The organism is Collinsella aerofaciens, from assembly GCF_028206795.1.
GTDB classification, from domain to species: Bacteria; Actinomycetota; Coriobacteriia; order Coriobacteriales; family Coriobacteriaceae; genus Collinsella; species Collinsella aerofaciens_AX.
Map to the genome: position 1 here is coordinate 68,666 of NZ_JAQLFJ010000004.1, position 12,734 is coordinate 81,399.

Here is a 12,734-nt window from a genome sequence, read left to right on the forward strand (position 1 = left end):
GAAAGGCCCGAAAGAAAGGTAGGAGGCCATGACGAAAGGTCTGCACGTGCCTTCCGAGATCGGCAAGCTCAGGAAGGTCTGCCTGCACCGTCCCGGCGACGAGCTCCTCAACCTGCCGCCCGACGAGCTCGAGCGACTCCTGTTCGACGACGTCCCGTTCCTGGAGGTCGCGCAGCAGGAGCACGACACCTTCGCCCAGATCCTGAGGGACCAGGGCGTGGAGGTCCTCTATCTCGAGAACCTCGTCGCTGAGGTGTTCGACCAGGTCCCCGGCGCCCGCGCCGAGTTCACCGACCAGTACATCGCCGAGGCCGGCATCCGCGGCCAGCACATGCCGCAGATCGTCCGCGAGAAGCTGGACTCCATCGAGGACAACCTCGAGTTCGTCAAGAAGACCATGGCCGGCATGACCAAGGCCGAGATCGACATGCCCCTCACGGCGTCCACGACCCTCGACTCCCTGGTCAACTCCGAGTCCGAGTCCGACCTGATCATCGACCCGATGCCCAACCTCTACTTCACCCGCGACCCGTTCGCGGTCGTCGGCGAGGGCGTCAACCTCAACCGCATGTACTCGGTCACCCGCAACCGCGAGACCCTGTACGGCAAGTACGTCTTCAAGTACCACCCCGACTACAAGGACGTCTCCCTGTACTTCCGCCGCGACTGCCAGTTCCACACCGAGGGCGGCGACGTGCTGAACATCAACGAGAAGACCCTCGCCGTCGGCATCTCCCAGCGCACCCAGGCCGCCGCTATCGACGTCATGGCCCAGAACATCTTCTGGAACTCCGACTCCAAGGTCGAGCGCATCCTGGCCTTCGACATCCCGGTCTCGCGCGCCTTCATGCACCTCGACACGGTCTTCACCCAGATCGACGTCGATAAGTTCACGATCCACCCCGCCATCATGGGCACCCTGCGCGTCTACGAGCTGACCGCCGGCAAGAACCCGGGCGACGTGAACATCCGCCTGATCGAGGACACCCTCGAGCACGTCCTGGAGGACGCCACCGGCGTCGACCAGGTCAAGCTGATCCCCTGCGGCGGCGGCGACCCGATCGCGGCCTCCCGCGAGCAGTGGAACGACGGCTCCAACACCCTGTGCGTCGAGCCCGGCAAGATCTGCGTCTACGCGCGCAACACCGTCACCAACGACGTGCTGTACAAGGAGGGCCTGGACCTTCTCGTCGTGCCCTCCGCCGAGCTCTCCCGCGGCCGCGGCGGCCCGCGCTGCATGAGCATGCCCTTCTGGCGCGAGGACCTCTAAGGTTTTCAAAGACCCGTACAGGTCTTACTACAAACATCTAGCTGCCATTAGATGTCTCCCATTGGGGCGGTGCGGATCTTTCGCACCGCCCCATTCATGTTTAATGACGCTAAATGAAGATCAGATAAGGTGGCCATGGATATCAAGACAATCGGTGTTGAGGAATGGCTCAACGTTTGGGAGAAGAGCGCCACGTGGGACATCGCCCAGTCGACGATCTCGTCGCTGACCATGGGCGAGCTTCGCGCACTGGACGAGCAGGACGGCGCCACGTTCTACGAGCGCCTGGATCGCGAGAAGATGAACTACGGCTGGATCGAGGGATCGCCGGAATTTAAGGCCGAGGTCGCCAAGCTGTATCGTCGCGATGTCAATCCCGATCACATTCTGCAGACCAATGGCTGCACGGGCGCCAACCTCAACGCCATCATGGCCGTTGTGGAGCCCGGCGATCACGTGATTGCCGAGTGGCCTACCTATGCGCCGCTCTACGAGATTCCGCGTACGCTGGGTGCCGAGGTCGAGTATTGGGAGCTCCGCGAGGAGCTCGGCTGGAAGCCCGATATCGATGAGCTCAAGCGCTTGGTGCGCCCCAACACCAAGCTCGTCTGCATCAATAACGCATCGAACCCCATCGGTACGGTGCTCGATGCCGATATGCTCGGGCAGATTGCCGAGATTGCCCGTTCGGTGGGCGCCTACGTGCTGTGCGACGAGGTGTATCTGCCGCTCGGGAACACCGAGTCCTTTATGTCGATGGCCGACGTGTACGAGAAGGCTATTGTCACCAACTCGGTGTCCAAGACCTATTCGACGCCTGCGGCCCGCGTGGGCTGGGTCGTGGCCAACGAAGAGGTGTCCAACCGCATCCGCACATATCGCGACTACACCATGATCTGCGGCGGCGTGTTCAACGACGCCCTGGCGACCTACGTGCTCGAGCACAAGGACAAGATTCTCGAGCGCAACCGTAAGATCGTGTTTGGCAACCGCGATATCGCACAGGCTTGGATTGATACGCAGGACCGCGTCTCCTGGACGGCCCCGCAGGGCGTATCCACCTCGTTTATCCAGCTGGATATTCCCGAGGATGACGAGGAGTTCTGCAGGCGCCTGCTGTCCGAGAGGGGAGTGCTGCTGGTTCCTGGTAGCCGCTTTGAGCTTCCCTGGGGCGCACGCCTGGGCTACTGCGCGAGCGAAGACGTTCTCCGCGAGGGCCTGAGGCTTCTGGGCGAGGCACTGGCCGAGTTCGATCGTTAGCCCCTTGAGGTTTTCGAGGGCCTAAACCTTTCTGGGCCCTAGATGTACCGAATGCAGACCCGCTCCCTTTGGGGGAGCGGGTCTGTTTATCTTTACCGCCAAAAATGTCAACTTGTTACAAATGGAGGCGAAAAGCAGGCGGTGTATTCGATGGGCCTTATACTGAGCTTCCGGTGAACGGTATCCAACGTCTGGTAAACGGTAGCCTGGTTGCTAAAAATGAATAGGACGAACTTTTTTCTGAATAAAAATCAAAATGGTTGAGACGTAGCAAGAATTGCGAATTCTATTCATACCTTTGCGTGAAATATGCAAATCGAGGGTGGTTTAAGAAAGATTAGTTCCAATTGATTTTCCGGTTAAAAAAGCGTTTAAGCACGTAGATACACTTTATTAAGTCAAAGTGTACCATGCGTGAAGTATATGTGTATGCCGTTCACCCCTCATAAAAAACCGTTCGGGGGCAAGGTGGAAGTATGGGCTGATTTTGGATATAAATATGTCGTCAGCAATAACGCCTCACACGGAGGGGCGCTAACGAATCGGCCCTGACAAGGGCCCGAAAGAAAGGTAGGAGGCCATGACGAAAGGTCTGCACGTGCCTTCCGAGATCGGCAAGCTCAGGAAGGTCTGCCTGCACCGTCCCGGCGACGAGCTCCTCAACCTGCCGCCCGACGAGCTCGAGCGACTCCTGTTCGACGACGTCCCGTTCCTGGAGGTCGCGCAGCAGGAGCACGACACCTTCGCCCAGATCCTTAAGGACCAGGGCGTGGAGGTGCTCTACCTCGAGAACCTCGTCGCAGAGGTGTTCGACCAGGTCCCCGGCGCCCGCGCCGAGTTCACCGACCAGTACATCGCCGAGGCAGGCATCCGCGGCCAGCAGATGCCGCAGATCGTCCGCGAGAAGCTGGACTCCATCGAGGACAACCTCGAGTTCGTCAAGAAGACCATGGCCGGCATGACCAAGGCCGAGATCGACATGCCCCTCACGGCGTCCACGACCCTCGACTCCCTGGTCAACTCCGAGTCCGAGTCCGACCTGATCATCGACCCGATGCCCAACCTCTACTTCACCCGCGACCCGTTCGCGGTCGTCGGCGAGGGCGTCAACCTCAACCGCATGTACTCGGTCACCCGCAACCGCGAGACCCTGTACGGCAAGTACGTCTTCAAGTACCACCCCGACTACAAGGACGTCTCCCTGTACTTCCGCCGCGACTGCCAGTTCCACACCGAGGGCGGCGACGTGCTGAACATCAACGAGAAGACCCTCGCCGTCGGCATCTCCCAGCGCACCCAGGCCGCCGCTATCGACGTCATGGCCCAGAACATCTTCTGGAACTCCGACTCCAAGGCCGAGCGCATCCTGGCCTTCGCCATCCCGGTCTCGCGCGCCTTCATGCACCTCGACACGGTCTTCACCCAGATCGACGTCGATAAGTTCACGATCCACCCCGCCATCATGGGCACCCTGCGCGTCTACGAGCTGACCGCCGGCAAGAACCCGGGCGACGTGAACATCCGCCTGATCGAGGACACCCTCGAGCACGTCCTGGAGGACGCCACCGGCGTCGACCAGGTCAAGCTGATCCCCTGCGGCGGCGGCGACCCGATCGCGGCCTCCCGCGAGCAGTGGAACGACGGCTCCAACACCCTGTGCGTCGAGCCCGGCAAGATCTGCGTCTACGCGCGCAACACCGTCACCAACGACGTGCTGTACAAGGAGGGCCTGGACCTTCTCGTCGTGCCCTCCGCCGAGCTCTCCCGCGGCCGCGGCGGCCCGCGCTGCATGAGCATGCCCTTCTGGCGCGAGGACCTCTAAGTCTTTCCGTTTCCGGTGCGGTCTCCCTACAACCGCACCGGTTTCGCCCGTCAAACGGGCGACACTAATACTTACGTAATTCATTTCTTCGAAAGGAAACGAACCATGGGTGTTAACCTCTCCGGCCGTAGCTTCCTCAAGCTCCTCGACCTCACCACCGAGGAGATCGAGTACCTGCTCAAGCTCTCCAAGAACTTCAAGGATATGAAGCGCGCTGGCGTTCCGCACCGCTATCTCGAGGGTAAGAACATCGTTCTGCTCTTCCAGAAGACCTCCACTCGTACCCGCTGCGCCTTCGAGGTCGGCGGCATGGATCTGGGCATGGGCGTCACCTACCTCGATCCGGGTTCGTCGCAGATGGGCAAGAAGGAGTCCATCGAGGATACCGCCCGTGTTCTCGGCCGCATGTATGATGGCATCGAGTTCCGTGGCTTTGCCCAGGACGACGTCGAGGAGCTCGCTGCTAAGTCCGGCGTGCCCGTGTGGAACGGCCTGACCACTGAGTGGCATCCCACCCAGATGCTCGCCGACATCCTGACCGTCCAGGAGAACTTCAACTACGACATCAAGGGCAAGACCCTCGTCTTCATGGGTGACTGCAAGAACAACGTTGCTCGCTCTCTCATGGTCGTTTGCTCCAAGCTCGGCATGAACTTCGTGGCCTGCGGCCCCGAGGAGTGCATGCCCGCTGACGACGTCATCGAGGCCTGCAAGCCCATCGCCGAGGCCAACGGCTGCACCATCAAGCTGACCACCGACGTCAAGGACGGCGTCACCGGTGCCGACGTTATCTACACCGACGTGTGGGTCTCCATGGGCGAGCCTGACGAGGTCTGGGCCGAGCGCATCGCTCAGCTCACCCCGTATCGTGTCACCTCCGAGGTCATGGCTATGGCCAACCCGGGTGCCATCTTCCTGCACTGCCTGCCCAGCTTCCACGACACCAACACCACCATTGGCGCCGAGAAGTGCGAGCAGTTCGGCATCACCGAGCAGGAGGTCACCGACGAGGTCTTCGAGAGCCCCGCTTCCAAGGTCTTCGACGAGGCCGAGAACCGCATGCACACCATCAAGGCTGTCATGTACGCCACGCTCAAGTAAGAGCATCTAGCATCTCGCTCGGGGTGCATTCCTGCGCACCCCGAGCGCTTTTGTCTGGTAAAAATCTCGCACCGAGCGACATGCACGGCACGGAAGAGCCGCTTCGGGCGAGATCAGTAAATGATTTATGAAGGGGGGATGAGAACTATGACTGAGACCGCTAAGAAAAAGCGCGGTATGCCTTCATCGTTCACCATTCTTCTTGCTCTGCTGGCAATCGTCGCGGTTGTTACCGTTATCGTCTCCGGTACGTCCGGTGGCGCGGTTACCGCTGCCCGCCTGAGCGATTTCTGCACCGCCCCGGTCAAGGGCTTCGCTGACGCTCTGCCCGTCTGCCTCTTCGTTATGATCCTCGGTGGCTTCCTCGGCATGATGACCGAGACCGGCGCCCTGGACAACGGCATTGCCGTTCTGGTGCAGAAGCTTAAGGGCAATGAGATCATGCTCATTCCCGTGCTAATGTTCATCTTCTCCCTCGGTGGTACCACCTATGGTATGTGCGAGGAGACCGTTCCCTTCTACGCCCTGCTCGCCGCCACCATGATGGCTGCTGGCTTCGACCCTATGGTCGGCGCTGCCACCGTCCTGCTCGGCGCTGGCTGCGGCTGCCTCGGCTCCACGGTTAACCCGTTCGCCGTCGGTGCTGCCGTCGACGCTCTGACCGGCGTTGGCATTGAGGTCAACCAGTCCATCATCATCGGTCTCGGTGCCGTCCTGTGGATTGTTACCACTGTTATGTCCATCCTCTTCGTCATGAGCTATGCCAAGAAGGTCAAGGCTGACAAGGGTTCCACCATCCTTTCGATGCAGGAGCTCAAGGACGCCGAAGAGGCTCACGGCAAGGCTGCTTCCGAGGTTCACAAGGAGGTCAAGCTCACCGGTCGTCAGAAGGGTGTTCTGATCGCCTTTGCCTTCACCTTCGTCGTCATGATCGTCGGCTTCATCCCGCTGGCCGACCTCAACGAGGGCGTCGCCAACTTCTTCGATGCTGGCGCTGTCTATGACGCCGACGGTAACGCCATCGTTCAGGGCTGGTCTGCCCTGATCACCGGCCTGCCCATTGGCCAGTGGTACTTCGACGAGGCTTCCACCTGGTTCTTCCTCATGGCTGTCCTGATCGGTATCATCGGTGGCCTCTCCGAGAAGCAGATCGTCAACACCTTCATCACCGGCGCTGCCGACATGATGTCCGTTGTCCTCGTCATCGCTCTTGCCCGTGGTATCTCCGTCCTCATGGCTAGCACCGGCCTCGACGTCTACGTCCTCGACGCTGCCGCCAATGCTCTGGCTGGCCTGTCCGGCGTGATCTTCGCTCCCATGAGCTTCCTGGTCTACTTCGGCCTGTCCTTCCTGATCCCCTCGACCTCCGGTATGGCTACTGTCTCCATGCCCATCATGGGACCGCTGGCTGTTAAGCTCGGCTTCTCGCCCGAGGTCATGGTCATGATCTTCTCCGCCGCCATCGGCGTCGTGAACCTGTTCACCCCGACCTCTGGTGCCATCATGGGCGGTCTCGCTCTGGCTAAGATCGAGTGGACGACCTGGCTCAAGTTTGCTCTTAAGCTCATCGTCGCTCTCTCCGTCGTCTGCGCCATCATCCTGACCGTCGCTTGCGTGATGCTCTAAGTACCCCTTGGGTACCCCACGGAAACCATGACGATCCTGTAAAGGATCACCTGGTCATCGTCTGTCCGGTGGGGTAACCCCACCGGTAGACTCCTACCTTTAGCCTCCTCCCGTTCCGTGCGCGGGAGGGGGCGCACTTATGTTCCGCGGTTTTACCAAACCGCGGAACCACTCGACGCTGCGCGCCGCCCAGAACTACAATTTGTCATTCAAAAGGCAAGGCATGACCAAAAGGTCTATGCCTTGCCTTTTTCATGCCAACTTGTACGTTCTGGACGGCGCTCGCTGACTTATGCTCAACCTGCGACGCTGTTATTGTTGGTGCAGGGGAACAGCTTGCCCGCTCTGGTGCCCGTTCGTTGACTTTGGCTCTGCCTGTGACGTTTCCATTGTTGGTGCGGAGTGACTTGGTTCCTGCTTCAAATTAGCTACCCCGGTTCCCCGTGGGTTGCGGTGGGCGTGTTTGGTTGGTGCCTGTTGATGGCCTGGGCATCGGGGAGGGCGGGCTCCGTTATAATCGCCTAGAACATTAAATGGAAACGGGACGGGAGCCATACATGCGTCAGGGTTTCGACAACGCGAAGTATATCGAGCTGCAGGCCGCTCATATTAAGGAGCGCATCTCGCAGTTTGGCGGCAAGCTGTATTTGGAGTTTGGCGGCAAGCTGTTTGACGACTATCACGCGAGCCGCGTGCTGCCGGGTTTTGAGCCGGACAGCAAGTTTCGCATGCTCAAGAGCATAGCCGACGACGTCGAGGTCATCATCGCCATTAACGCGAACCACATCGAGAAGAACAAGGCTCGTGGTGACCTTGGCATTACCTATGACGAGGATGTGCTGCGCCTGGTTGACCTGTTCCGCGGCAACGGCTTTGCTGTCGCGGCCGTGGTCATCACCCAGTACGCCGGCCAGCCCGCCGCCGATGTGTTCCGCAATCGCCTGAACGCGCTCGGCATTCCTGCCAAGCTGCACTATCCCATCGAGGGCTATCCGCACGACGTCGACCTGATCGTGTCCGACGACGGCTATGGCAAGAACGAGTTTGTCGAGACCACCCGTCCGCTCGTCGTCGTGACGGCGCCCGGCCCTGGCTCGGGCAAGCTCGCCACCTGTCTGTCGCAGCTGTATCATGAGCATAAGCACGGTACCGCCGCCGGCTATGCCAAGTTTGAGACCTTCCCAGTCTGGAATCTTCCTCTGACGCATCCGGTCAATATTGCCTACGAGGCCGCCACGGCCGACCTCGACGACGCCAATATCATCGATTCGTTCCACCTTGAGGCCTACAACAAGACCACGGTCAACTACAACCGCGACGTCGAGGCCTTCCCGGTGGTCCGTGCCCTGATGGAAAAGATCCTGGGCAAGAGCCCCTACCAGAGTCCTACGGACATGGGCGTCAATATGGTCGGCTTTGCCATCACCGATGACGATGCCTGCCGCGACGCTTCCAAGATGGAGATCGTCCGCCGCTACTTTACCGCGGTCGAAAATGTGCGCCGTACCGGCGTGGGCGATGAGCAAGTCGACCGTCTCAAGATTATTATGAAGAAAGCCGGCATCGATAAGAACTACTCACCGGCGCGCTCGGCGGCCCTCACCAGGGAGCAGCTGACGGGTGGTCCCGTGGGTGCCATGGTCATGCCCGATGGCTCCGTGGTGACCGGTAAGACCTCCACGCGCCTGGGCGCCGCAAGTTCGCTCATTATGAACGCCCTCAAGCATGTCTCGGGCGTCGACCTTGAGCTCGAGGTCATTAGCGATGAGGCGATCGAGCCCATCAGCAAGCTCAAGACGCATTTCCTGGGCAGCAAAAACCCGCGCCTCCACACCGACGAGACGCTTATGGCGCTGTCGATCACCTCGGCCACGAGTGAGACGGCCGCTCGCGTCCTTTCGGGCCTGGAGCAGCTGCGCGGTTGCGATGCCTTCTTTAGCGTGATTATCTCGCCGACGGACGAGACGGTACTGCGCAAGTTGGGTATCAACGTGTGCTGCGAGCCCAAGTTTGAGCGCCGCGGTTTCTTCCATCGCTAAGTTTGAAGCACCGCGGTAATTGCATTGCATTTTGGCCGTATCGGGTTAGCGCCCGGTACGGCTTTTTGATCAATAAAGCGTCTATTTCGGCGAAAAATAGCTGTTTACCTGCCTAGAAACAATTTGAGCGGTATACAATAACCGTAACTGTTTCATCCTTAGCGGGATGCCGCATGATGGATATTACCTGCCATCGTGAGGTGTGTCGGTCGCGCACGGCGCGTTAGATGCTCGTGCTCGGTTTGAGGAGGCTGCTATGGCGGGCAAGGGTCGTGCGAGTGTTAACGATATGAAGCGTGTCGAGGTGCTGGTGTTGATGGAGATCGACCAGCAAACCGAAGACAATGGCGGGCCGTATGGTTTCTCGCGCAAAACGCTTGCCGAGCGCGTGGGGGTTTCGCCGTATCGTGCCCGCGCCGCAATCGATCGCTTGGATTCCGAAGGTATGATTGATGTCGTCTCGCGTTATAGCGACGACGGCGGTCAGCTTGCAAATGGCATTTGCCTCACCGAACGTGGCGAGTGGTATCTTGAGGGCGTCCGTACTGGCATGCTCGTTCAAGAAATGCTTGAGGACGAGGTTGCTGATCGATAGCAGCATGTAACCCTTGCCATAGCGACGCCGCCTGGGAAACCGGGCGGCGTTTTGTTTCAAGATTGAGAAATGCAATCGCACGCGAGAAAAATTGCGAACGGTCCGCGGCGCGAGTATTACAATGAAGACCCGTAAGATGTGGATAAACAACTTCTACGGGAAGCGCAGGTAACTCAATATGACCAAGCATGTGTTCGTAACCGGTGGCGTGGTTTCGTCCCTGGGCAAGGGTATCACCGCGGCCTCGCTGGGCCGTCTGCTCAAGTCGCGTGGCTACAAAGTAACGATGCAGAAGGCCGACCCGTATCTGAACGTCGACCCCGGTACCATGAGCCCGTTCCAGCATGGTGAGGTCTTCGTTACCGAGGATGGTTACGAGTCCGACCTGGACCTGGGTCATTACGAGCGCTTTATTGATGAGAACCTGACCCGCGATTCCAACTTTACGACCGGTGCCATCTACAAAAGCCTAATCGCCCGCGAGCGTCGCGGCGACTTTTTGGGCGGTACCGTGCAGGTGATTCCCCACGTCACCAATGCCATTAAGGACAAGTTCCGCCGCATCGAGGAGCAGACCGGCTCCGATGTAGTCATCACCGAGCTGGGCGGCACGATTGGCGACATCGAGTCCCAGCCGTTTGTCGAGGCCATCCGTCAGTACCGCAAGGAGGCCGGCCCCGAGAACGTCTGCTACATCCACGTGTCGCTCGTTCCCTATATCGCCGCCGCCCACGAGGTCAAGACCAAGCCCACACAGCATTCCGTCAAGGAGCTCCGCAGCTTTGGCATCCAGCCCGATATTATCGTGCTGCGCTCCGACCACCATATCGATGACGCTATCCGCGGAAAGATCGCAAGCTTCTGCGACGTCGACACCGATTGCGTCTTTACCAACGAGGACTGCGCGAGCATTTACGATGTTCCGCAGCTGCTTGCCGAGCAGGACTTTGACCTGCGCATTTGCGAGCGCCTGGGTCTGGACCCGCGTGAGCGCGACATGAGCGAGTGGAACGAGTTCCTGCGCAAACAGAATCACGCCAACCATCACGCCGACAAGGTGAAGATCGCCGTCGTGGGCAAGTACACGCAGCTGCCCGATGCGTACCTGTCGGTTATCGAGGCCCTGCACCATGCGGGCGTCTTCTACGATCGCCATGTGGACGTCCAGCTGGTCGACGGCGAGAGCCTCGACGAGCAGAATGTCTCCGAGGTTCTGGGCGACGCCTCGGGCATCCTGGTCCCCGGCGGCTTTGGCAAGCGCGCCCTGGAGGGCAAGATCCTCGCGGCCGAGTTTGCCCGTGAGCACAAGATTCCGTATCTGGGCATTTGCCTGGGTATGCAGGTGGCCGTGTGCGAATTTGCGCGCAATGTCGTCGGCCTTGCCGGCGCCAGCTCCTCTGAGTTCGATCCGGATGGCCCGTATAGTGTCATCGATCTGATGAGCTCGCAGGAGGACGTGACCGAGAAGGGCGGCACCATGCGCCTGGGCGCCTATCCGTGCAAGCTCGCCGCCGATACCCTTGCTCGCGAGGCATATGGCGAGGAACTCGTCTACGAGCGTCACCGTCACCGCTTTGAGTTCAACAACGCCTTCCGCGACCAGCTCGAGGACGCCGGTTTGGTTATCTCGGGTCTGTCGCCTGACGAGCGCCTGGTCGAGATGGTCGAGCTGCCGCGCGACGTGCATCCGTGGTATGTGGCAACCCAGGCTCATCCCGAGTTCAAGAGCCGCCCGACCAACCCGCAGCCGCTGTTCCGCGAGTTCGTACGCGCTTCGATCGGCCAGCACGAGGGTGTCGACCGTCTGCAGGTGACGCCCATGAACCTCGCTACGGACTAAGGGTGCCGGCGAATAAGGAACATACCGAAGCTACTCCCTCGTCGCTCGCCGTGGCGGCGGGGGAGTATCTCGATTACCTCGCGGTCGAGCGGGGTTTGGCGCGCAACACGATTGCGGCCTATCGTCGTGACCTGACGACGTACTGCGCCTATCTGGAGCGGGCGGGTATTGTGTCTTTTGAAGAGGTGACTCGTCAGGTCGTGGAGGGCTTTGTCGCCGACCGTCGCGATGGGGGCTATTCCGATGCCTCGGTGGAGCGTGCGCTTGCAGCCGTGAAGGGCCTGCATGCCTTTTTGGTGCGCGATGGGGCTGTAGCCCAAAATCCAACGGCGGCGTTGCGCCTGCCTAAAAAGGCTGAGCGTTTGCCGGAGTATCTATCGGTGGAGGATGTCTCGGCTCTGCTCGATCAAGACTTCCCCGAGGGCGAGATGGGCTTGCGCGACCATGCCATCTTGGAAGTGCTCTACGGATGCGGTTTGCGTGTGAGCGAGTTGGTGGGGCTCGATGTGGGCGATATCCATATTGACGATGGCTTTGTACTCGTTCGCGGTAAGGGCTCAAAGGAACGCCTGTCCCCGCTGGTGGGAAGCGCGGCGCGAGCTCTGATGCTCTATGTAACTGAGGGACGTTCTCGCTTGGCGGCCCATGCCCGCGGAACCGAGACCTCGGCGGTCTTTTTAAATAAGAACGGACGTCGCCTGTCGCGCCAGGCCGTGCATGCGATATGCGAGCGGTATGGGCGTCAGGTGGGGCTGGTGGGGCTCCATCCCCATACCTTGCGCCACTCCTTTGCCACCCACATGCTCGCGGGCGGTGCCGACCTGCGTGTGCTGCAGGAGATTTTGGGCCATGCCGATATTTCGACCACGCAGGTCTACACGCATGTCGACCGCACGCAACTGACCGAGGTCTATCTGGCGGCGCATCCGCTGGCGCATCGTTAACACATCGCTGGCCTGCATATTTATAGGTATTTGGGGACGGGCCCCAGATTGCTGCGGCGTGCTTTTGCGCGCGCATGGGCAATCTGGGGCCCGTCCCATTTTTCGCCACTTGTCGTCGCGGTGGTGGGCCGCACGTGCCTTGGGTGGGGGAGTTTGGGGGCGATGTGAACGCCATGTAAAGGGACGCAAAAATCGCCTCAAGGTCAACTTGAAGGTTGAGGTTGAAAGGCGGGGTGC

Annotated in this window: 9 protein-coding genes; all 9 read left to right on the top strand. The window is 60.0% G+C overall.

What is annotated here, in order from left to right:
- Nucleotides 1-28: 28 nt before the first annotated feature.
- The 9 genes from arcA (PMX70_RS03570) (at nt 29) to xerD (ending at nt 12,497) form a co-directional block, all read left to right on the top strand.
- A complete protein-coding gene (arcA, locus tag PMX70_RS03570) occupies nt 29-1,270 on the top strand; it encodes an arginine deiminase (protein ID WP_099431519.1) in 1,242 nt (413 codons plus the stop codon).
- A 135-nt stretch (nt 1,271-1,405) separates the two neighbouring features.
- On the top strand, nt 1,406-2,530 hold the full coding sequence (locus tag PMX70_RS03575; protein WP_271742911.1) for an aminotransferase: 1,125 nt from the start codon (nt 1,406-1,408) through the stop codon (nt 2,528-2,530).
- A 580-nt stretch (nt 2,531-3,110) separates the two neighbouring features.
- A complete protein-coding gene (gene arcA, locus PMX70_RS03580; RefSeq protein ID WP_271742912.1) occupies nt 3,111-4,352 on the top strand; it encodes an arginine deiminase in 1,242 nt (413 codons plus the stop codon).
- Nucleotides 4,353-4,457: 105 nt separating this feature from the next.
- Complete coding sequence (argF, locus tag PMX70_RS03585) at nt 4,458-5,453, top strand: ornithine carbamoyltransferase (RefSeq protein ID WP_006234279.1); 996 nt, start codon at nt 4,458-4,460, stop codon at nt 5,451-5,453.
- A 138-nt stretch (nt 5,454-5,591) separates the two neighbouring features.
- Nucleotides 5,592-7,079 carry a YfcC family protein gene (locus PMX70_RS03590; RefSeq protein ID WP_369831459.1) on the top strand — a complete coding sequence of 496 codons (1,488 nt, stop codon included), beginning with the start codon at nt 5,592-5,594 and terminating at the stop codon, nt 7,077-7,079.
- Between the two features lie 557 nt (nt 7,080-7,636).
- On the top strand, nt 7,637-9,118 hold the full coding sequence (locus PMX70_RS03595) for a DUF1846 domain-containing protein (protein ID WP_006234276.1): 1,482 nt from the start codon (nt 7,637-7,639) through the stop codon (nt 9,116-9,118).
- Between the two features lie 256 nt (nt 9,119-9,374).
- The gene (locus PMX70_RS03600; RefSeq protein WP_040358312.1) at nt 9,375-9,713 is read left to right on the top strand and encodes a helix-turn-helix domain-containing protein; all 339 of its coding nucleotides are present in this window, start codon (nt 9,375-9,377) and stop codon (nt 9,711-9,713) included.
- Between the two features lie 178 nt (nt 9,714-9,891).
- A complete protein-coding gene (locus tag PMX70_RS03605) occupies nt 9,892-11,553 on the top strand; it encodes a CTP synthase (protein WP_006234274.1) in 1,662 nt (553 codons plus the stop codon).
- A gap of 2 nt (nt 11,554-11,555) precedes the next feature.
- Nucleotides 11,556-12,497, top strand: coding sequence for a site-specific tyrosine recombinase XerD (xerD, locus tag PMX70_RS03610; RefSeq protein WP_172544915.1), 942 nt, complete (start codon nt 11,556-11,558; stop codon nt 12,495-12,497).
- Nucleotides 12,498-12,734 lie beyond the last annotated feature (237 nt).